The sequence below is a fragment of the Geodermatophilus sp. SYSU D00708 genome, assembly GCF_054050115.1.
Window position 1 is genome coordinate 23618 of record NZ_JBJGYS010000031.1, and the last position, 20413, is coordinate 44030.

Annotated in this window: 19 protein-coding genes; 11 read left to right on the forward strand and 8 right to left on the reverse strand. The window is 76.8% G+C overall.

Annotated elements, in window-relative coordinates:
* The first annotated feature begins 90 nt into the window (after nt 1-90).
* A complete protein-coding gene (locus ACI79D_RS20890) occupies nt 91-1569 on the forward strand; it encodes an aromatic amino acid ammonia-lyase (protein ID WP_456920413.1) in 1479 nt (492 codons plus the stop codon).
* Here ACI79D_RS20890 and ACI79D_RS20895 read toward each other — a convergent pair.
* A complete protein-coding gene (locus ACI79D_RS20895; RefSeq protein WP_456920414.1) occupies nt 1553-2350 on the reverse strand; it encodes a hypothetical protein in 798 nt (265 codons plus the stop codon). The genes ACI79D_RS20890 and ACI79D_RS20895 overlap by 17 nt on opposite strands.
* A gap of 148 nt (nt 2351-2498) precedes the next feature.
* On the opposite strand from ACI79D_RS20895, the gene ACI79D_RS20900 reads away from it, so the two are divergent.
* Complete coding sequence (locus tag ACI79D_RS20900; RefSeq protein ID WP_456920415.1) at nt 2499-3884, forward strand: nitrate/nitrite transporter; 1386 nt, start codon at nt 2499-2501, stop codon at nt 3882-3884.
* 136 nt (nt 3885-4020) lie between these two features.
* Here the strand turns inward: ACI79D_RS20900 and ACI79D_RS20905 are convergent, their stop codons facing one another.
* The 4 genes from ACI79D_RS20905 to ACI79D_RS20920 all read right to left on the reverse strand — a co-directional run bounded on the left by ACI79D_RS20905 (nt 4021) and on the right by ACI79D_RS20920 (nt 8030).
* The gene (locus ACI79D_RS20905) at nt 4021-5151 is read right to left on the reverse strand and encodes a uroporphyrinogen-III synthase (protein ID WP_456920416.1); all 1131 of its coding nucleotides are present in this window, start codon (nt 5149-5151) and stop codon (nt 4021-4023) included.
* 59 nt (nt 5152-5210) lie between these two features.
* A complete protein-coding gene (locus ACI79D_RS20910; protein WP_456920417.1) occupies nt 5211-6671 on the reverse strand; it encodes a PP2C family protein-serine/threonine phosphatase in 1461 nt (486 codons plus the stop codon).
* On the reverse strand, nt 6671-7402 hold the full coding sequence (locus ACI79D_RS20915) for a GAF and ANTAR domain-containing protein (protein ID WP_456920418.1): 732 nt from the start codon (nt 7400-7402) through the stop codon (nt 6671-6673). The genes ACI79D_RS20910 and ACI79D_RS20915 overlap by 1 nt, the downstream gene beginning before the upstream one ends.
* Nucleotides 7403-7466: 64 nt before the next feature.
* Nucleotides 7467-8030, reverse strand: a complete 564-nt coding sequence (locus ACI79D_RS20920; RefSeq protein ID WP_456920419.1) for a uridine kinase family protein — start codon at nt 8028-8030, stop codon at nt 7467-7469.
* An 86-nt stretch (nt 8031-8116) separates the two neighbouring features.
* Between ACI79D_RS20920 and ACI79D_RS20925 the strand changes: the two genes are divergently transcribed.
* The 5 genes from ACI79D_RS20925 (at nt 8117) to ACI79D_RS20945 (ending at nt 11148) form a co-directional block, all read left to right on the forward strand.
* Complete coding sequence (locus tag ACI79D_RS20925) at nt 8117-8602, forward strand: PH domain-containing protein (protein WP_456920420.1); 486 nt, start codon at nt 8117-8119, stop codon at nt 8600-8602.
* 233 nt (nt 8603-8835) lie between these two features.
* A complete protein-coding gene (gene infC, locus ACI79D_RS20930) occupies nt 8836-9504 on the forward strand; it encodes a translation initiation factor IF-3 (protein ID WP_456920421.1) in 669 nt (222 codons plus the stop codon).
* 100 nt (nt 9505-9604) lie between these two features.
* Entirely contained in the window at nt 9605-9799 is a 195-nt protein-coding gene (gene rpmI / locus ACI79D_RS20935; protein WP_456912091.1) for a 50S ribosomal protein L35, read from the forward strand.
* Nucleotides 9800-9833: 34 nt separating this feature from the next.
* Nucleotides 9834-10217, forward strand: coding sequence for a 50S ribosomal protein L20 (rplT, locus tag ACI79D_RS20940; RefSeq protein ID WP_091327155.1), 384 nt, complete (start codon nt 9834-9836; stop codon nt 10215-10217).
* Between the two features lie 136 nt (nt 10218-10353).
* Nucleotides 10354-11148: a TrmH family RNA methyltransferase gene (locus tag ACI79D_RS20945; protein WP_456920422.1), complete on the forward strand. Its 795-nt coding sequence runs from the start codon at nt 10354-10356 to the stop codon at nt 11146-11148.
* Between the two features lie 4 nt (nt 11149-11152).
* On the opposite strand, the gene ACI79D_RS20950 is transcribed toward ACI79D_RS20945, so the two are convergent.
* Together ACI79D_RS20950 and ACI79D_RS20955 are read right to left on the reverse strand one after the other, a co-directional pair.
* On the reverse strand, nt 11153-13399 hold the full coding sequence (locus ACI79D_RS20950) for an EAL domain-containing protein (RefSeq protein WP_456920423.1): 2247 nt from the start codon (nt 13397-13399) through the stop codon (nt 11153-11155).
* Between the two features lie 69 nt (nt 13400-13468).
* The gene (locus ACI79D_RS20955) at nt 13469-14308 is read right to left on the reverse strand and encodes an EamA family transporter (protein ID WP_456920424.1); all 840 of its coding nucleotides are present in this window, start codon (nt 14306-14308) and stop codon (nt 13469-13471) included.
* Nucleotides 14309-14556: 248 nt separating this feature from the next.
* On the opposite strand from ACI79D_RS20955, the gene pheS reads away from it, so the two are divergent.
* Genes pheS through ACI79D_RS20970 form a run of 3 tightly spaced genes read left to right on the forward strand, consistent with a single transcriptional unit; the run spans nt 14557 to nt 18932 of the window.
* Nucleotides 14557-15639: a phenylalanine--tRNA ligase subunit alpha gene (gene pheS, locus ACI79D_RS20960; protein ID WP_456920425.1), complete on the forward strand. Its 1083-nt coding sequence runs from the start codon at nt 14557-14559 to the stop codon at nt 15637-15639.
* Nucleotides 15640-15670: 31 nt separating this feature from the next.
* Nucleotides 15671-18133, forward strand: coding sequence for a phenylalanine--tRNA ligase subunit beta (gene pheT, locus ACI79D_RS20965; RefSeq protein ID WP_456920426.1), 2463 nt, complete (start codon nt 15671-15673; stop codon nt 18131-18133).
* Between the two features lie 13 nt (nt 18134-18146).
* On the forward strand, nt 18147-18932 hold the full coding sequence (locus ACI79D_RS20970) for an SDR family NAD(P)-dependent oxidoreductase (RefSeq protein ID WP_456920427.1): 786 nt from the start codon (nt 18147-18149) through the stop codon (nt 18930-18932).
* On the opposite strand, the gene ACI79D_RS20975 is transcribed toward ACI79D_RS20970, so the two are convergent.
* Nucleotides 18905-19789 (reverse strand): EamA family transporter, encoded by an 885-nt coding sequence (locus ACI79D_RS20975; protein ID WP_456920428.1) that lies wholly within the window; start codon nt 19787-19789, stop codon nt 18905-18907. The two genes, ACI79D_RS20970 and ACI79D_RS20975, sit on opposite strands and share 28 nt — an antisense overlap.
* 116 nt (nt 19790-19905) lie before the next feature.
* Here ACI79D_RS20975 and ACI79D_RS20980 point away from each other — a divergent pair, with 116 nt between their 5' ends.
* Nucleotides 19906-20382: an Lrp/AsnC family transcriptional regulator gene (locus ACI79D_RS20980; RefSeq protein WP_456920429.1), complete on the forward strand. Its 477-nt coding sequence runs from the start codon at nt 19906-19908 to the stop codon at nt 20380-20382.
* Nucleotides 20383-20413 lie beyond the last annotated feature (31 nt).

A 20413-nucleotide genomic window follows, 5' to 3' on the forward strand; every position in this document is an offset into this window, starting at 1 on the left:
GCCGCGCCGATCCGCCAGGGGCCTGAGCCCGTCGTGGAGCGGGGACGACGGGCCTACCGTCGTCCTCCCGCTCCGAGCCGGAGGCCCGCCATGGCGACCGTGACGATCGGCACCGCGCCCCTGTCGGTCGACGACCTGCTCGCCGTCGTGGACGGCGCCCGGGTGGAGCTCGGCACCGGGGCGCGGGACGCCGTCGCCGCGGCCCGCGCGGTCGTGGACGAGGCCCTGGCCGGGAACGCCGCCGTCTACGGGCTGACCACCCAGGTCGGGCACCTGCGCGACACCCGGCTGACCGAGGGGGAGATCCGCGGGGAGCAGCAGTTCCTCGTCCTCTCCCACGCCGGCGGGATCGGCCCGCCGCTGCCGGTGCCGGTGGTGCGGGCCGCGCTCGCGGTGCGGCTGGCCGGTATCGCGCGGGGCGGGTCGGGCGCGTCGGTGGCGGCCGCCGAGACGCTGGCGGCGCTGCTCAACGCCGGCGTCCACCCGGTCGTCGCCGAGACCGGCTCGGTGGGCGCGGCCGACATCGGGCAGATGGCCGGGATGGCGCAGGTGGCCATCGGCCGGGGCCGGGCCGAGTACCGCGGGGAGGTCCTCCCGGGTGGGGAGGCCCTGCGCCGGGCCGGCATCGAGCCGCTGGTGCTCAGCGGCAAGGACGGGCTGGCCCTCATCTCGGCCAACGGGGTGTCGGTGGGGCAGGCGGCGCTGGCGGTCGCCCGGGCGGCGCGGGCCGCCGCGGCCGCCGACGTCGCCGCCGCGCTGTCGATGGAGGCCGTGCGCGCCAACCCCTCGGTCGTCCACCCCGCCGTCGGCCGGGCCAAGCCGGTGCCCGGTCAGGTCGCGGCCGCCGACCACCTGCGGGAGCTGCTGGCCGGCAGCGCGCTGCTCGCGCCGGGCGGCCCCGCCTCGGTGCAGGACGCGCTGTCGTTCCGGGTGGTGCCCCAGGTCCACGGCGCGCTGCGCGAGAACGTCGCCGCCACCCGCGCCGCGGTGGAGACCGAGCTGGCCGCGGCGGCGGACAACCCGCTGGTGTCGGTCGCGGACCGCACCCTGGTCAGCAACGGCAACTTCCACCCGATGGTGCTGGCCATCGCCTGCGACGCGCTGCGGATCGCCGTCGCCGCGGTCGGGCAGCTCAGCGACCGCCGCATGTCGCACTTGTGGGAGGCGTTCTTCCGGCAGCTGGCCGGGCCGCCGCCGTCGGCCGCCCACGGCCTGGCGCTGCGCCCTCCGGCGGCCGCGGTCGTGGCCGAGCTGACGCAGCTGGCCGCGCCGGCGACCCTCGACGTCCCGCCGCTGGACAACGGGGTGGAGGACCACGCCACCGGCGCCCCGCTCAGCGCCCGCAAGGCCGACGCCGCGCTGGGCCTGCTGGAGGACGTCCTCGCCGTGGAGCTGCTGCTGGCCGCCGACGTCCTCGCCGCGGCGCCGGACGGACGGGCGCTGGGCGCCGGCCCGCGCGCCGCGCTGGAGCTGGTCCGGACGGCGACCGCCGCCGCCGAGCCCCACCCGGACGCCGTGCACCGGGCGGTGCGGGAGCGGTTCCCCGCGCGGGTCAGCCCGGGGGAGTGAGCGCGCCCAGCGCCGCGGCCACCTCGTCGTCGCGGACGAACCCCAGGGCCAGCAGCCGGTGGGCCAGCACGCCGCGGCGGGTCAGCCGCAGGTCGGCCGGCCGCAGCCGGGGCAGCGCGGCGCCGCCGGGACGGGGCTGCGGGGGCGGCGGGTCGACCAGGCCGGCGCGCTGCAGGTCGGCGACGTCCTCGCGGGCGCCCCACGCCGTCCAGGACCGGGGGTCGTCGGCCAGCGGGGTCATCGGCAGCGGCAGCCGGTCGCGGCGGCCGACGCCGGCGAGCAGCACCAGCTGCCGCCAGGTCAGCCCGGCGGCCAGCCGCAGCGCGCGGTCGACCAGCGCGGCGTCCAGGTCGGGGGAGGCGGCGACCTCGGCCAGCAGGTAGCCCAGGTGCCGCACCCGCCGCTCGTCGGCCGCGGCCCGCGCCGCCGCGACGACGGCCTCGGTGACCTCGTCGGCCGCCGACCGGCCCCCGGGGCGGGGGGTGAAGAAACCGTCGTCGCGCACCCGCCGGCCGCCGCGGGACAGCGTCGCGCCGTGCTCGACGGCGAAGGCGAGCACGGCGCCGGCGCGGGCACGCTCGCGCGGGACGGCGATCCCGGCGGCCTCGTCCGCGGCCGTGCGCAGGCAGGCGGCCAGCCGCTCGTCGAGGCGCACCGCGGGGGCGGGCCCGGCGCCGGCGAACACCACGGCCGCCGCAGCCCGGCTCATCGAGCCGGCGACCGCCGCACCGGCCTCCAGCAGCGCGCGGCCGGTCGCGGGGGAGTCCTCGGTCGCAGTCACGCGGTGATCTTCTCCGGTCCGCCGCGGTCCGTGCACCCTCGCCCGCGGCGGCCTCACCACAGGGGGTCAGCGACGGTGAGCACAACGGAACACGAGTTCAGTGCGGGAGCAACCGGCGGGGAACGCCGGCCCGCCACCGTTCCGGGACATGGCCGCTCCTCCGCGCACCGCCCCGCAGACGACCGCGCCGGTCGCCGTCCCGCCCCGGACCGGGCGCTGGATCGACGACTGGTGCCCCGAGGACCCCGCCTTCTGGGAGTCCACCGGCAAGCGGGTCGCCCGGCGCAACCTGTTCTTCTCCGTCTTCTCCGAGCACGTCGGCTTCTCGATCTGGAGCCTGTGGTCGGTGCTGGTGCTGTTCCTGCCGGAGTCGGTCTACGGCATCGACCCGGCCGGCAAGTTCCTGCTGACGACGCTGCCGACGGCGCTGGGCTCGATCGTCCGGCTGCCCTACACCTTCGCCGTCGCGAAGTTCGGCGGCCGCAACTGGACGATCGTCAGCGCCTCGCTGCTGCTGGTCCCCACCCTCGCCACCGCGGTCGTGCTCGAGCCCGGCGTGGACTACTCGACGCTGCTGGTCGTCAGCTGCCTGGCCGGCGTCGGCGGGGGCAACTTCGCCAGCTCCATGGCCAACATCAACGCCTTCTACCCCGACCGGCTCAAGGGCTGGGCGCTGGGCCTCAACGCCGGCGGCGGCAACCTCGGCGTCCCGGTGATCCAGCTCGTGGGGCTGCTGGTGCTGGCGACGGCCGGGGCCGAGCACCCGCGGGTGGTGCTGCTGGTCTACGTCCCGCTGATCGTGGTGGCCGCGGTCGGCGCGGCGCTGCTCATGGACAACCTGACGACGGCGCGCAACCAGCCGCGGGCGATGCGCGAGGCGGCCCGGGAGCCGCACACCTGGATCATGGCGTTCCTCTACATCGGCACGTTCGGGTCGTTCATCGGCTTCGGGTTCGCCTTCGGCCAGGTGCTGCAGAACCAGTTCACCGACGACTTCGCCACTCCGCTGGCCGCGGCGTCCCTCACCTGGCTCGGCCCGCTGCTGGGCTCGCTGATCCGGCCGCTCGGCGGGTCGCTGGCCGACCGCTTCGGCGGCGCGCGGATCACCTTCTGGACCTTCCTCGCGATGGCGGTCGGCGCCGCGATCGTGTGGACGGCCAGCCAGCTGGGGTCCCTGCCGCTGTTCGTCGTCGGCTTCGTGGCGCTGTTCGTGCTCAGCGGGGTCGGCAACGGCTCGACCTACAAGATGATCCCGGCCATCTTCCGCACCCAGGCCCAGCAGCGGGTGGCCGCCGGCGGGGGCAGCGCGGCCGCCGACCGGCACGCGCTGCGGATGTCGGGCGCGCTCATCGGCATCGCCGGCGCGGTCGGCGCCTTCGGCGGGGTGCTGGTCAACCTGGCGTTCCGCCAGTCGTTCCTCAGCACCGGCAGCGGCGACGGCGCCTACCTGGCGTTCATCGCCTTCTACGTGGCCTGCCTCGTCGTGACGTGGGTGGTCTACCTGCGGCCCCGGGCGGCGATGCGCGGCGTGTGACGACGGCAGCGGAGTGGAATCGACCCTGCGGGCCCCCGAGCGGGGGCCCGCAGGGTCTCCCGAGGGGGAGCCGCGGTGGTGCTCAGCGCGACTGGGCCCGGCACCTGGCCGCGGTGGTCGGCCGGAGGCCGACAGATCACAGGGTCTTGAGGCGGTAGCCGCGCTTGACGACGGTCTCGACCAGCGGGGCGCCGAGCGCGGCGCGCAGCCGGGTCACCGCCATCTCCACCGCGTGCCCGTCCCCACCGCCGGGCAGCACCTGCACCAGCTCCGGCCGGGACAGCACCGTGCCCGGGCGGGCCGCCAGCGCGCGCAGCACCGCCATCGGGCCCGGGGCGAGCTCCACCAGCCGGCCGTCGACGACGGCAGCGGAGCCGCGCACCTGGACGTCGTGCTCGCCGACCCGCAGCACCGGATCGCGCTCGGGCAGCCGGGCCACCACCTCGCGGGCCAGCGCGCCCAGCCGCGAGCGCTCCGGCTGCACGGACGCGATCCCGGCGGCGTCCAGCGGCCCGGCGGTCACCGGGCCGACCGCGACCGGCAGGACGCCCCCGGTCAGCGCAGCCACCAGCTCGGCCCGCTGGCCCAGCTCGTCGGCGACCGACAGCAGGCTGGCCGCGGCCGGCGCGCTGGTGAAGGTGACCGCGTCGACGCCGCGGGCCACGATCGTGCCCACCAGCCGGCGCACCGGCGCGACGTCCTCGGGCAGCACCCACCGGTAGACCGGCACGGTCAGCACCTCCGCGCCGCTGCCGCGCAGCGCCTCGACGAACTCCGGCAGCGGGTCGCCGTGCAGCTGGACGGCGATCCGGCGGCCCTCCAGCGGCCCCTCGGCGCCCGACAGCAGGTGCTCGAGGACCTCCGCCGACGACTCCGACGCCGGCGACCACGCGTCGACCAGCCCGCCGCCGCGGATGGCCCCGCGCGCCTTGGGGCCGCGGGCCAGCACCCGGCTCGGGCGCAGGTGCTCCACCAGCGGCAGGTCCCAGGCGTCGGCGGCCTCGAGCCAGCCGCGGAAGCCCACGCCGGTCGTGGCCACCACGAGGTCCACCGGCCGCTCCAGCACCGCGCGGGTGGCGGCGACCAGCTCGGCGTCGTCGGCCAGCGGCACGATCCGGATCGCCGGGGCGTAGAGGACCCGTGCGCCACGCCGCTCGAGCAGCGCGCCCAGCTCCTCCCGGCGCCGGGCGGCGGTCACCGCCACGGTGTAGCCCGCCAGGGGCAGCGGCTCGGCCGCGGGCTCGGGGGCGAGCTGGCTGTCGGTCACGACCCCATGGTGCGGGGTCGTCGTTGCGGGCGTGTGACGGGTGCTCGGCGCGACGGCCCTCACTCGAAGGCGTTCCGCAGCCAGCGGGCGAGCAGGACGCTGGCGTCGTCCTGCAGCAGCCCGCCCTGGTGGTCGAGGAGGGCGTGCACCAGCCGCCGCGCGGTCTCCGGCGGGGACTGGCCCGCGGCGACCTCGCGGGTGAGGAACTCGACCAGCCGCTGCTCGCCGAACCACCGGCCCGCCGCGTCGCGCGCCTCGGTGACCCCGTCGGTGTGCAGGGCCAGCCAGTCGCCGGGCTGCAGGGCCACCTCGGCGACGGCGAGCTCACCGGTGCCGAGTCCGAAGGGCAGCCGCCGTCCGCCGGACAGGGCCTTGACCACCTTGCCCTCGCGCAGCAGCAGCGGCGGCGGGTGGCCGGCATTGACGTAGCGCAGTCGGCCGGAGGGGACGTCGAGCTCGGCCAGCACGCCGGTGGCGAAGGCGCTCCCGGGGAAGCACGTGGCGATGACCTCGTCGATGGCGCGGGCCTGGTCGTAGATGCCCCGCCCGTCCCGCCGGGTGCTCCGGTAGGCCGACAGCGCGGCGGCGGCCAGCAACGCGGCGGCCAGTCCGTGACCCATGGCGTCGAAGATCGCCAGCGAGACGGTCTGCACCGAGAGGGAGTAGTCGAACGCGTCCCCGCCGGTGTCGTAGGCAGGCTCCAGCAGGCCGGCGAGGACGAAGGCGTCGCTCGCGGCGGTCAGGGGCGGCAGCTGCTGCCACAGCAGCTCGGCCGACGCCGTGCGCGGGCGGGTGCGCCGCACCGCCTCCAGGGCGTCGCCGTACTGGCTCATGCCGGCGATCAGGTGGCCCACCATCTCGGCCAGCCACCGGCACTCCTCGCGCAGGGCCGGGTCGTAGAGCTCGGCCTCCGAGCCCACCCCCACCTCCAGCACGCCCAGCCGGTCGGCGCCGTCCACGATGGGCACCCACAGCCGCGGCGTCCCCTGCCCGTCCGACGGCAGCGCGCGACCGGTCCGGAAGACCCGCCCGGGCAGTGTCGCGTCGATGGACAGGGACTCCCCGCGCGGCGTCCCCGGCGGCGTCAGCGGCCACAGCCGGCGCTGCTCGTGGTCGGCCACGTGCACCGTGACCGCCACCTCCATCGCTCCGCCGGCCTGCGCGGCGAGCTCGCCGATGCGGTCCGGCGGGACGGCGTGGGCCGCCTCGACCAGGTGCAGCAGCGCGGCGAACGGTCCGCTGGCCGGGCGCCGCCGGCGCACGGGCGTGCTGTAGGGGATCCGCCGCTGGGTGAACAGCTCGTCCAGACGCTCGTTCACCGTGTGCGCCAGCACGTTGTACTGGTTCTCCGGCAGCGTCGTCAGCCCCTCGAGGTGCCCCTCCAGGTCGAACAGGTCGGCGGTGCCGCCCAGCGCGAAGTACCGGGTCCAGAGCTCCTCCAGGGTCAGGTCGGCCAGTTCGACGGCCGAGCGCAGCGCGTGGTGCCGCTCGTCCGGCGAGGCCGCCTCGGGGCCGCCCATCAGCGCCGTCGGCGGACGGCGGAGTCGACGACCGTGCGGGCCACCTCCGGCAGCGTCCCGGACTCCTCGCCGGAGCGGGCCAGCAGCATGCCGAAGGCGACCTCCTCGGTCACGCCGTGCCGGGCCATCAGCACCCCCTTGGCCGTGCTGACGAGGTCCCGCGAGCCGATGGCGTTCCACAGGCCCTCGCTCAGCCGCTGCGCCCGCTGGTGGGTCTGCACGTTCGCGACCAGGATCGCCGCCTGGGCCGAGAACATGCTCAGCCGCCGGGCGCTGTGGTCGTCGAACACCCACGGCCGGTCGGCGTAGACCTTGAGCGCTCCCAGCGAGGCACTCCCCGCCACCATCGGCGCGCTCATCGCCGAGCGCAGCCCCAGCGGGGCCACCGCGTCGGCCCACCGCGGCCAGCGCCGGTCGGCCGCGAGGTCGTCCACGCGGACCAGCTGGCGCGCTGCGTGGGCGGCCAGGCAGGGGCCCTCACCCAGCTCGTACTGCAGGGTGTCGGCCCGTGCGACCAGCTCGTCGGTCGAACCGGAACTGCGCCGGCCGCGCTCGTCCATGACCGAGACACCGGCGCCGACCGCGCCCGGCACGGTGTCCTGGGCCAGCGAGCTGACCAGGCCGAGCGCGGTGGCCACGGTCTCCTCGGAGAGGAGGAGGCCCGACATGCGAGCGAAGACGCCCGAGAGCTCGTCGGCGAGCGGGAGGGCCCGGGAAGGGTCCTGGGACACGGGTACCCCGTTCGTTCGGTCGCAGCCCGCCGGTGCTGGACGGAACGGCGACGACCGGAACAGGTTAACCGCCGGACGCCGGTCCCGTGGTCCCGTCGACGCGGACGTCGGCCCGCTCCCTCGTCCTCTCTGCGGCGAACGCGGCCGCCTCGATGCGCTGCCAGCGTCGCCACTCGGACTCGAGCGCGGGGCCGTCGCGGGCCAGCCCGCGCGCCAGGCGGACCCCCGGCGGGGCCTCGACCCAGATCCGCAGCACGGTCCACGGGTCCACCGCACGCGGGCAGCTGCCGCAGCCCTCGACCACGAGGACGTCGGCCGGCGGCACCGGGGTGGGGGAGCGGGTGAAGCGGCCGGTCGCCCAGTCGTACCGGTGGTAGCCGCCCGGCCGCCCGGCGGCGAGCGGGCGCAGCACGCCGGCGGCCAGCCGGGCGAAGGCCCCGGTCAGGGTCCAGCCGGCGTACAGGTCGTCCATGTGCACCACGGGCGCGTCCAGCAGCGTCGCCAGCCGGCCGGCCAGCGTCGTCTTGCCCGAGCCGGCCGGCCCGTCCACGCAGACCAGCCGGGTGCCGCCCAGCCGCGGCGCCGCTGCGCGCACCCGGCCGGCCAGCACCGCGGCGGCGTCCTCCACGACGGGCACTCTGCCAGCCGGCGCGTGGCCGGCCCGGCGCACGCCGGACCGTCGGCCCCGCCGGCCCGGCCTGCGACCATGGGGGCGTGCCGCCGTCCGCGCCCCCGCCTGTCTCCGCCGTCCCACGCCGCTGGCGGCTGCTGTGCGCCGCCGTCGCGCTCGTGGTCGTCGCCGTCATGACCTACGTCGGGCTGACCCTCGAGTCCCAGGTCTCCGGGGTGATCACCTACGGCACCGCCGACCAGGTCGCCGTCGTCGGCCTGGGGCTGGTCGCCGGGGCCGGGATCCTCGCGCTGGGCCGCCCGCGGGTGGACGCCGACGCCGAAGGCATCCGGGTGCGCAACCTGTTCGGGGAGCGCGCGGTGCCGTGGACGGCGATCCGGGCGATCCGGTTCGATACCCGCTTCAAGTGGGCGACCGTGCTGCTGACCAACGACGACGAGTTCTCCGTCCTGGCGCTGCAGGGGGCCGACGGGGAGCGGGCCGCCGCCGCCGTCGAGGGACTGCGCGCGCTGCTGGCCGCCGCCAAGGCCCAGCAGCCGGCCCCGCCGCCCCTGCTCTACGACGAGTGACCCCGGGAATGACCAGGACACGGTCGACGCTGTAGCATGTACGTGCCTCCCCGCTACACCGAGGCGCGCGAACCACCAGCGGCCCCGCCCCGGGCCGCTGATCAAGAGGAGCCCGCTCCCACCTGGCGTCGCCCCAGACGCCCAGGTCCCCGGATCGCGGTGGACCGGCCCCCGGCCGGTCGACCGCGGCGCGCGCGAGCCTGCGAGCTCGCGCACCCCGGAGAGTGGGCCCCGTGAGCACGACGCTCACGGGGCCTTCGTCTTCTCCGGCATCCGGCGGGCGCGACTCCTCACCGGGCAAGAGCAGAGGAGAGGCCATCACCGAGCCCCGCATCAACGACCGTATCCGCGTCCCCGAGGTCCGCCTGGTCGGCCCCGAGGGTGAGCAGGTCGGCATCGTGCCGATCGGCGAGGCGCTGCGCCTGGCCCAGGACGCCGAGCTCGACCTCGTCGAGGTCGCGCCCATGGCCCGGCCGCCGGTCGCCAAGCTGATGGACTACGGGAAGTTCAAGTACGAGTCCGCCCAGAAGGCCCGCGAGGCCCGGCGGAACCAGGCGCTCACCGTCATCAAGGAGATGCGGCTGCGCCTCAAGATCGACCCGCACGACTACGAGACCAAGAAGGGCCACGTCGAGCGCTTCCTCCGGAGCGGCGACAAGGTCAAGATCACCGTGATGTTCCGCGGCCGGGAGCAGTCCCGTCCGGAGATGGGCTACCGGCTGCTGCAGCGGCTGGCCGCCGACGTCGCCGAGCTCGGCGTCGTCGAGTCCAACCCCAAGCAGGACGGCCGCAACATGGTCATGGTGATCGCCCCGCACCGGAACCAGGCAGCGACCGATGCCTCCCGCCGCAGCGCGAAGGCGGAGAAGCAGGCGGCCGAGGGGCAGACCCCGCAGGCCTGAGCGGTCGCAGCGCAGGACCGCACCACCGAGACGGCCGGCGCCGTCGCGGCAGCTGCACGCTGCCGCGCGGCGCCGACACACACGAACGAGGACCGAGGACATGCCGAAGCAGAAGACCCACAAGGGCACCGCGAAGCGGATTCGCGTGACGGGCAGCGGGAAGCTCATGCGTGAGCAGGCCAACAACCAGCACAAGTTCGAGCACAAGTCCTCGCGCCGCAAGCGCCGGCTGGACCAGGACCAGGTCCTGTCCCCGGCCGACCACAAGAACATGAAGAAGCTGCTGGGCATCTGAGCCCCTGCCGTAACGAGAAGACAGGAGCCCTTCCGTGGCACGCGTCAAGCGGGCGGTCAACGCCCAGAAGAAGCGCCGGACGACCCTCGAGGCGGCCAGCGGCTACCGCGGTCAGCGTTCGCGCCTGTACCGCAAGGCCAAGGAGCAGATCCTCCACTCGGCCACCTACAACTACCGCGACCGCAAGGTGCGCAAGGGTGACTTCCGCAAGCTGTGGATCACCCGCATCAACGCCGCGGCCCGCCAGAACGACATGACCTACAACCGGTTCATGCAGGGCCTGAAGCTGGCCGGCATCGAGCTCGACCGCCGCGTGCTGGCCGAGCTGGCCGTCAACGAGCCCGCCGCCTTCGCCGCCCTGGTGGAGACGGCCCGCGCCGCCGTGGCCGCCGCCCCGGCCGGCGGTCAGGCCGCCTGAGCAGGACCTCCTGCTCCCGCAGGAGGGCAGTACCAGCAACCTCCCGACGCCGTCGGTGCCGGTCCCCGCGACCGGCGCCGACGGCGTCGGTCTGCGTGGAGCCGATGATCTGGCAGGGACGACGAGGGGGACGGCGATGACCGAGCCGCTGACCGAGCGGTCCGCGCGGGTCGCAGCCGCGCGCAAGCTCACCCGGCGCGCCGGCCGGGACGCCGCCGGCCTGTTCCTGGCCGAGGGCCGTCAGGCCGTCGCCGAGGCCCTCGCCGACCCGGGCGGGGTGCGCGAGGTGTTCGCCACCGCGGCGGCCGCGGCCGCGCACGCCGACCTGCTGGCCGGGACGCCGGTGCCCGTGCGGCCGGTGACCGAGAAGGCCGCCGCGTCGCTGTCGGAGACGGTCACCCCGCAGGGCCTGGTCGCGGTCTGCGCGCTGCGCGACGTGCCGGCCGACGCCGTGGGAGCCGCCCCGCCGTCCCTCACCGTCGCCCTGGCCGAGCTGGCCGACCCGGGCAACGCCGGCACCGTGCTGCGCACCGCCGACGCGTGCGGCGCCGGGGCGGTGGTCTTCGGCGCGGGCTCGGCCGACCCCTACGGCGGCAAGGCGGTGCGCGCCAGCGCCGGCAGCCTCTTCCACGTCGACGTCGTCCGGCGGGCGTCGCTGCCGGAGCTGCTGCCGCGGCTGCAGGCCACCGGGGCGACCGTGCTCGCCGCGGACGGCGGGGGAGAGGCCGCCCTGGACGAGGTCGCCGCCGACGGCCGCCTGGCCGGCCCGGTCGTGTGGCTGTTCGGCAACGAGGCCCGCGGCGTGCCGGGAGAGCTGGCCGCGCTGGCCGACGCGCGGGTGCGGATCCCGATGCGCGGCCGGGCCGAGAGCCTCAACCTGGCCGCCGCCGCGGCGATCTGCCTCTACACGACCCAGCTCGCCCAGCGCTGAGGGATCACCGCTCGGCGGCTCCCGACGGGGCTGCCGGGCGCTCGTAGCGGCGCAGGGCGGCGGTCCGGAGCAGCTCGGCGAAGTCCGCGCCGTCCTCGGGGAAGACGCTCACCCCGACCCGTACCCCGGCCGGCAGCTCCGTGCCGTCGAGCCGGACCGGCCCGCGCAGCGCCTCGAGCAGCTCACCGGCGATCCGGTGCGCTTCGACGCCGGCGGTCCGCGGGTCCAGCTCGCGCAGCGCCACCACCAACTCGTGCCCGCCGAGCCGGCCGACCAGGTCGCGGCGGCGCAGCACGGCCCGCACCCGCTCGGCGACGCTGCACAGCAGGTCGTCGCCGGTGCCGTGACCCCACGCGTGGTTGGCCGCGATCACGCCGTCGACGTCGACCAGCAGCAGGGCCAGCGCGTCCTCGCCCGCGCGGGCGCTCCAGATCGCCGTCTCCACCTCCTCGGCCAGCCGCCGCCGGTCGGGCAGCCCGGTCAGCGGGTCGGTGCCGGCCAGCGCCTCGAGCCGGGCGCGGTAGCCGGAGGCGCGGTCGCGCTCCCGGGCCAGCGCCCGCTCCGCCTCGACCCGGGCGGTGACGTCGACCTGGACGCCGATGTACCGCGCGACCCCGCCGTCCGGACCGGGGATCGGGGTGAGGTGCAGTTCGTTCCACCACGGCGTCCGTTCGGGCCCGCGGTGGTTGAGCACGGTCACCCGGCACTCCTCGCCCGCGGCGATCGCCCGGCGCACCTCGGCGACCGCGACCGGGTCGGTGTCCGGCCCCTGCAGGAAGCGGCAGTTGCGGCCGAGCACCTGCTCCCGCGGGAGACCGGCGAGCCGCTCGAAGGCCGGGTTGACGTAGACCAGCGGCTGGTCGGGCAGCGAGACGTCGACGATCGCGATCCCGCTGGGGGTCACCTCCAGCGCCCGGTGCAGCAGCGCGTCGGCCCTGGCCGGGCCGACCGGGACGGCGGACGGCGCCGCGGGGGCCGGCGCGGCCGGCCACGGTGCCGCTCCCGCCCGGGGCGCCACCCGGGCCAGCAGCGCGGCGGCGGCCCGGACGACGGTGTCGCGGTCGTAGGTGAGGGCGTAGACGAACCGCCGCTCCTCGTCGGGGCCGTCGTCGCCCAGGTCGCGGGCGAGCAGCGCCGCGGCGAAGTGCGGGCCGAGGACGGCGACGTCCCACTCGCCGCGGACCGGGTCGGCCGGGTCGAGCGCGGCACCGCGCAGCCCCGGCAGGGGCTCGACGGGCAGGTCCTCGCCGAGGGCGCAGACGAACCCGGTGCGCTCGACCAGGTCGCGGTAGCGCTGGGCGGTCGACGGCGTGAAGTGCCGGGCCTCCTGGAAGGTCGCGGCCACCACCGACGCGGGGCCCAGGCGCAGCGCCTCCCGCTCCAGCTGCTTGGACAGCTCGATGAGCAGCGCCTTGGGGGCCTGCCGCAGCCGCACGTCGTCGGGCAGGCAGGCGAAGGGGGAGACGGCGGCGTCCTCGGTGACGGAGTCCGCCCGCTGCGAGGGCAGGGCCAGCGCCGCCGTCGCCGCGCCGGGGACCGGGCCGGGGCCGGGGCGCCCGAACAGCCAGCCCTGGCCGAGGGTGGCGCCGAGGGCCCGGGCCATCGCCAGCTGCTCGGCGTCCTCGATGCCCTCGGCGAGCACGACCGCGCCGGTGCGCTCGGCGTGCGCGTTGACCGCGTTCATGATCTCGGCGATCACCGGGCTCGGCCGCTCCTGCACCAGCCGCAGGTCGAGCTTGACCACGTCGGGGCGCAGCAGCGGCATGAACGCCAGCGACATCGGCTCGGCGCCCACGTCGTCCACCGCGACGCCCCAGCCCACCTGCCGCACCCGCTCGACGGTGCGCAGCAGCTCCGCGGGCCGGGCAGCCAGCGCGCGCTCGGTGATCTCCAGGACCACCCGCAGCCCGCCGGGCGCCCCCGAGGCGATGCCGAGCAGCTCCTCCATCGGCGCGCGGTCGAGCACCTCGGGCTCGACGTTGACGAAGAGGGTGAGCGGCGCGGTCAGCCCCTGCGCCAGCGCGCCCTCCAGGGCCGCGGAGCGGCAGGCCGCGTCGAGCTCGGCCAGCCGGCCGGCCGCGCGGGCGGCGGCGAACAGCGCGTCGGGCCGCTCCAGCGGTCCCTCCGGGCCGCGGGCGAGGGCCTCGTAGGCGACGATCCGACCGGAGTCGAGGTCGACGATCGGCTGGAAGACGCTGCGGACGGCGCCGCGCCGCAGCACGTCGTCGAGTGCGGTCGAGGAGGTTCCCACGCGCACGTCATCGGACACCGCGGTCCCGATGATGAGCCGGAACGGCGTCGCTCATCCCATCGGAGGAGGTCAGGCGGGCAGCGCGATGAGCACGACCGCGGCGCCGGCCGCCGCGAGCCCGGCGACCTGGGTGCCGGCCAGCCGTTCCCGGAGCACCACCTGGGCCAGGACGACGGTGCTCACCGGGTACAGCGAGGCCAGCACGCCGGTGATGGCCAGCTGCCCCTGCTGCGTGGCGAGCAGGAACAGCGCGTTGGCCGCCATGTCGGCGACGCCGGCCAGCAGCACGATCGGCAGCGCGGTCCGGGGCGTGCGCAGCGACCGGCCGGCCGGCAACGCCACGACGACGACCAGCGCCACCGAGACCACCCGGGCGGCCACCAGCGGGCTGAGCGCGGCCGCCTCGTCCGTGCGGTCGAGCAGCACGAAGAACACGCCGAACCCCGCGCCGGCGGCCAGCGCCGGCACCAGGCTGGCGGGACGGGCGCGGCGCAGCGACCCCAGGCCCTCCTCGGCGGCCACGAGGACGACGGCGACCAGCGCCAGCCCGATGCCGACGCCGGCCCACCACGGCATCCGCTCGCCGAGCAGCAGCCCGCCGATCACCGGCAGCGCGGCCGCCGACACCGCCGTCACCGGGGCGACGACGCTCATCACGCCGCCGGCCAGCGCCCGGTAGAACAGGACCAGCCCGGCCGCTCCGGCCACGCCCGCGGCCGCCCCCCACGCCAGGTCGGGCAGCGTCGGGTCCCCACCGAGCCAGGGCAGCAGGACCAGCAGCGCGGTCAGCCCGGCGGCCTGCGACAGCGCGACGACGGCGAACGCGGTCGCCCGCCGGGAGGCCAGACCCCCGCAGAAGTCGGCCATCCCGTAGACCACCGCGCTGGCCAGCGCCAGCAGCACCGCCACAGCAGACCTCCGCCCCGGCACGCCCGGTGCGCACCCGCCTCCCGGTTCTAGCACCCGGGTCCGGGTTTCCCCCGGCCCTCCCGGCAGGTCGGCAGACACGCTGCGGGATCTGGCACCTCTGCGGCGAGATCACCGATGTCGCCCGCGCGTGCGCGCCCTCCCGCGCGAGATCGCCGATCTCGCCGGACGGGACGGTCCGGGCAAACCCGTGCGCGGGGCCCCGGCACCGGCGGGCAGAATGGCCTCCCGTGTCTGGCGCCAACGACCCCTACGACCCCAAGCAGGTCGCCGCCCTCTCCGCCGAGGCCCTCGAGACCGCCGTCGCCGAGGCCCGGAAGGCGTTCGCCGAGGCCGGTGACCTGGAGGCGCTCGCCGCCGTCCGGCCGGCCCACCTCGGCGACCGGGCGCCGGTGCTGCTGGCCCGCCGCGAGCTGGGCGCGCTGCCCCCGGCGGCGCGGTCGGACGCCGGCAAGCGGGTGAACGCCGCCCGCGTCGCCGTGACCGAGGCCTACGCCGACCGCCTCGCCGAGCTCGAGGCCGAGCGCGACGCCCGGGTGCTGGCCGAGGAGCGGGTCGACGTGACCCTGCCCTGGGACCGCACCCCCCGCGGCGCCCGGCACCCGCTGACCACGCTCACCGAGCGGATCGCCGACGTCTTCGTCGGGATGGGCTACGAGGTCGCCGACGGCCCCGAGGTCGAGGCCGAGTGGCTGAACTTCGACGCGCTCAACATCGGCCGCGACCACCCGGCGCGCACGATGATGGACACCTTCTTCATCGCGGGCGGGCGGGACCAGGACGAGGACTCCGGCCTGGTGCTGCGGACGCACACCAGCCCGGTGCAGGCCCGCACGATGCTCTCGCGCACCCCGCCGATCTACGTGGTCGCGCCCGGCCGCGTCTACCGCACCGACGAGCTCGACGCGACGCACACCCCGGTGTTCCACCAGATCGAGGGCCTGGCCGTCGACCGCGGGCTGACCATGGCCCACCTGCGCGGCACCCTCGACCAGCTGGCGCGCACGCTGTTCGGCGCGGACGCGGTCACCCGCTGGCGGCCGTCGTACTTCCCGTTCACCGAGCCGTCGGCGGAGTTCGACGTGTGGTTCCCCGAGCACCGCGACGGCCCGCGCTGGGTGGAGTGGGGCGGCTGCGGCATGGTCAACCCCCGGGTGCTGGTGGCCTGCGGCGTCGACCCGGACGAGTACAGCGGCTTCGCCTTCGGCCTGGGCATCGAGCGCGGCCTGATGTTCCGGTCGGGGATCACCGACATGCGCGACATGGTCGAGGGCGACATCCGGTTCACCACGGCGTTCGGGGCCGAGCAGTGAGCACGACCGACCAGATCAGGACGGAGCAGCAGTGAGGGTCCCCATCGGCTGGCTGGCCGAGCACGTCGACCTCCCCGGGGGGATCCCGGTCGAGGACCTCGACACCGCCTTCGTGCGGCTCGGCCTCGAGGTGGAGGCCGTCCACCGGCCCGAGGAGGTCAGCGGCCCGCTGGTCGTCGGGCGGGTGCTGGAGGTCGAGGAGCTGACCGGCTTCAAGAAGCCGATCCGCTTCTGCCGGGTCGACACCGGCGAGGGGGAGCCGCGGGGCATCGTCTGCGGCGCCACCAACTTCGCCGCCGGGGACGCCGTCGTCGTCGCGCTGCCCGGCGCCGTCCTGCCCGGCGGGTTCGCGATCGCCGCACGCACGACCTACGACCGCATCTCCGACGGGATGATCTGCTCGGTCCGCGAGCTGGGCATCGGCGAGGACCACGCCGGGATCCTGGTGCTCGGGGACGACGCCCCCGCGCCCGGCACCCCGGCCGGCCCGGTCGTCGGGCTGGACGACGTCGTCATCGAGCTGGCCGTCACCCCCGACCGCGGCTACTGCCTGTCGATGCGCGGCATCGCCCGCGAGATGGGTACCGGCCTGGGCGTCGACTGGCGCGACCCGGGGGCGGTCACCCCGCCGGCCTGGTCGGGCGAGCCGGCGTGGCAGGTCGCCGTCGAGGACGCCGACCGCTGCGACCGGTTCTCCATGATCGCCCTCGAGGGCCTGGACCCGACCGCGCCGAGCCCGTGGTGGATGCGCCGCCGGCTGGCGCAGTCCGGCGTCCGCAGCATCTCGCTGGCCGTCGACGTCACCAACTACGTGATGCTCGAGCTGGGCCAGCCGATGCACGCGTTCGACCGGGAGCGGGTGCGCGGCCCGATCGTGGTGCGCCGCGCGCGGGCGGGGGAGCGGCTGACCACCCTCGACGGCGCCGACCGCGCGCTGGACCCCGACGACCTGCTGATCACCGACGACTCCGGGCCGATCGGCCTGGCCGCGGTCATGGGCGGGGCGTCCACCGAGATCGGCGACACCACGACCGACGTGCTGCTGGAGGCGGCCCACTGGGAGCCGACCGGCGTGGCCCGCACCGCCCGCCGGCACCGGCTGCCCAGCGAGGCGGCCAAGCGCTTCGAGCGCGGCGTCGACCCGGAGATGACCATGGTCGCCCTGGCCCGCGCCGCGGCGCTGCTCGGCGAGTACGGCGGCGCGAAGGTCGTCGGCACGCCGGTCGACGTCGACACCCGCGGCCCGCGCCCGACCATCACCCTGGACCCCGGGCTGCCCGGCCGGGTCGCCGGCGTGCCCTACCCGCCGGCCCAGGTCGTGGAGCTGCTGGCCAAGGTCGGCTGCTCCGTCGACGGGGACGCCGGGCCGCTCGCGGTCACCCCGCCGTCCTGGCGCCCCGACCTCACCGACCCGGCCGACCTGGTCGAGGAGGTCGTGCGGCTGGCCGGCTACGACGACGTCCCGTCGGTGCTGCCCACCGCGCCGCCCGGCCGCGGGCTCACCGAGACCCAGCGCCGGCGCCGCGCGATCGGCCGCACCCTCGCCGAGGCCGGCTACGTCGAGGCGCCGTCCTACCCGTTCGTCGGGACCGCCGTGCTCGACGCCCTCGGCCTGCCCGAGGACGACCCGCGCCGCGAGGTCGTGCTGGTCCGCAACCCCCTGTCGGAGGAGGAGCCGGCGCTGCGCACCACGCTGCTGCCCGGGCTGCTGGCCGCGCTGGCCCGCAACCTCTCCCGCGGGCAGCGCGACGTCGCGCTGTTCGAGCACGGCGCGGTGTTCCCCGGCGGGGTCCGCACGCCCGCGCCGCTGCCCGGCGTCGACCGGCGTCCGGACGACGAGACCCTCGCCGCGCTGCTGGGCGCGGTGCCGGAGCAGCCGTGGCACGTCGGCGTGGCGCTGGCCGGCAACCGCGAGCCGCGCGGCTGGTGGGGGCCCGGCCGCCCGGCGGTCTGGGCCGACGCGGTGGAGGCCGCGCGCCGGGTGGCCGCCGCTGCCGGCGTCGAGCTGACCGTGCGCGCGGGAGAGCGGGCGCCGTGGCACCCCGGGCGCTGCGCCGAGCTGCTGGTCGGCGACCGGGTCGTGGGGCACGCCGGCGAGCTGCACCCGCGGGTGTGCGCGGCGCTGGACCTGCCGGCGCGCACCTCGGCGATGGAGCTCGACGTCGACGCGCTGCCTGCCGCGCAGGTCCCCGTCGGGCCGCGGATCTCCACGTTCCCGCCGGTGCTGGTCGACGTCGCCCTCGTGGTGCGCGACGAGGTGCCCGCCGCCGCGGTGGACGCCGCGCTGCGGGAGGGCGCCGGCGCGCTGCTGGAGTCGCTGCGGCTGTTCGACGTCTACACCGGCCCGCCGGTGCCGGCCGGGTCCCGCTCGCTGGCCTACGCGCTGACCCTGCGGGCGCCCGACCGCACGCTCACCAGCGAGGAGGCGACCGCGGTGCGCGACGCCGCGGTCGCGGCCGCCGCCGAGCGGACCGGCGCACAGCTCCGTGGCTAGCCTCGCCGGCCAGGTGGCCCTGGTCACCGGGGCGTCCTCCGGCATCGGGCGGCACCTGGTGCAGGGGCTGGCCGAGCGGGGTGCCGCGGTGGCCGGCCTGGCCCGGGGCGGCGAGCGGCTGGCCGCGGCCATGGACGAGGTCGCCGCGGCCACCGGGGCGCGCACGCTGGCCGTGGCCGCCGACGTCACCGACCGGGCGGCGGTGGACGAGGCGGTCGCGCGGGTCCGGGAGGAGCTCGGCCCGGTCGACCTCCTGGTCAACAACGCCGGGGTCATCGACGCCGCCGAGGAGCCGCTGTGGGAGGCCGACCCGGACCAGTGGTGGTCGGTGGTGGAGAGCCACGTCCGCGGCGCGTTCCTGCTCTCCCGCGCCGTGGTGCCGTGGATGGTGCTGCGCAACCGCGGCCGGGTGGTGGACCTGGCCAGCGGCATGAGCGTGCGCGCCCGCCCCGAGTACTCGGCCTACTCGGTGGCCAAGACCGGACTGATGCGGATGACCGAGGCGCTGGCCGGCGCGCTGGAGGGGTCCGACGTCCGCGTCTTCGACGTCGCGCCGGGCGTCGTCGACACCCCGATGACCCGCGCCATGCCGATGTGGCGGGGGTTCACCGCCTGGACGCCGCCGGAGCAGGTGGTCGACCTGGTGACGGCGATCGCCGGCGGGGAGCTCGATGCGTGGTCGGGCCGCTTCCTGCGGGCGGGCGTCGACGACCCCGCCGTCCTCCGCGGGACCACCCCGGCCGACGCCGCCCGCCAGCTGCGCCTCCAGCCCTACGGGGACGGCGACCCGCTGGCCTGACCGGGCCGGTGCAGCGCCACCCCGGCGACGACGAGCACGACCCCGAGCACCTCCCGCGCGTCGGGCACCTGCGCCAGGACGACGACGCCGATGACGGTCGCGGTCGCCGGCAGCAGGGAGACGAGCAGCGCGTAGGTCGCCCGTGGCAGGCGGGCCATGGCCAGCTGGTCGCAGACGTAGGGGACCACGGAGGAGGCGACGCCGACGCCGAGCGCGGCCAGCAGGGCTGCCGGGTCGGCGAACGCCGGCGCGGCGTCTGCGATCCCCACCGGCGCCGCGACCGCCGTCGCCACGAGCATGGCCAGCGCCAGGCCGTCCGCCCCGGCCAGCTGGTCGCTGCGGGCCACCCGGTGCCCCAGGACCACGTACGCGGCGAACAGCACCGCGTTGGCGGCGGCGAACGCGAAGCCGAGGGCCGCGCCGCCGAGCCGCACGTCCGTGAGCAGGGCGACCCCGGCCACTGCGCCGGCCAGGGCGGCGAGGTTGCGCCCGGTGCGGGCTCCCAGTGCGGCGAGCGCCACCACGGGGAGGAACTCGATGGCCGCCACCGTGCCCAGCGGCAGGCGATCGACGGCCAGGTAGAAGCAGCAGTTCATGGCCGCCAGCACCGCGCCCCAGGCGGCCAGCAGCCGGCGCGTCGCGCGGTCCAGCTGCCGCAGGCGGCGCCACGGTCGCCGCCACAGGGCGAGGACCACGGCCGCGGTCGCGATGCGCAGCCAGGCCACGCCGAGCACGTCCACCCGCGCGAACAGCAGGACGGCGCAGGCGGGACCGAGGTAGTGGAAGACCGCACTGACGAGGAACCACACGTGCGGCGGGACGCGGGTCGAGGTGGGCAGGGTCGTCGGTCGGACCATGCACCGAGCCTCGGAGGCACGACGGGCGGGCACCAGGCGCGATCGAAGGCCAGGATGGCGGTGTGCCGTCTGGTCGCACGCCCAGGATCCGCCTCGACCTCCCGGACGGGAGGTCGGTGCTCGACGACGTCAACCGGGAGCTCCTGCGGCTGCTCGACAAGGACCCCCGGTGCAGCGCGGCCGAGCTCGCCCGCAAGGTCGGGATGTCGCCACCCGCCGTCCGCGAGCGGATCGCCCGCCTGGAGCAGACCGGCGTGATCCGGGGCTACCGGCTGGACGTCGACCCGGGCGCCCTGGGCCTCCCCGTCGCGGCGTGGGTGAGGGTCCGGCCCGGCCCGGGGCAGTTGCCGCGGGTCGCCGAGCTCGCCGCACGGGTCCCGGAGGTCGCCGAGTGCCACCGGGTGTCCGGGGAGGACTGCTTCCTCCTGCGCGTGCACGTGCCGTCGGTCGCCGCCCTCGAGGGCGTGCTGGACCAGTTCCTGCTGCACGGGCAGACCACCACGTCCATCGTCGTCGCGACCCCGGTCCCGCCCCGGGCCCCCGCCCCGGGGTCCGCCACCATGGACGCCGCCCGCTCGCCTGACGGGCCGTAGGCACAGGAGGCAACACCTACGTCCGGAGGCA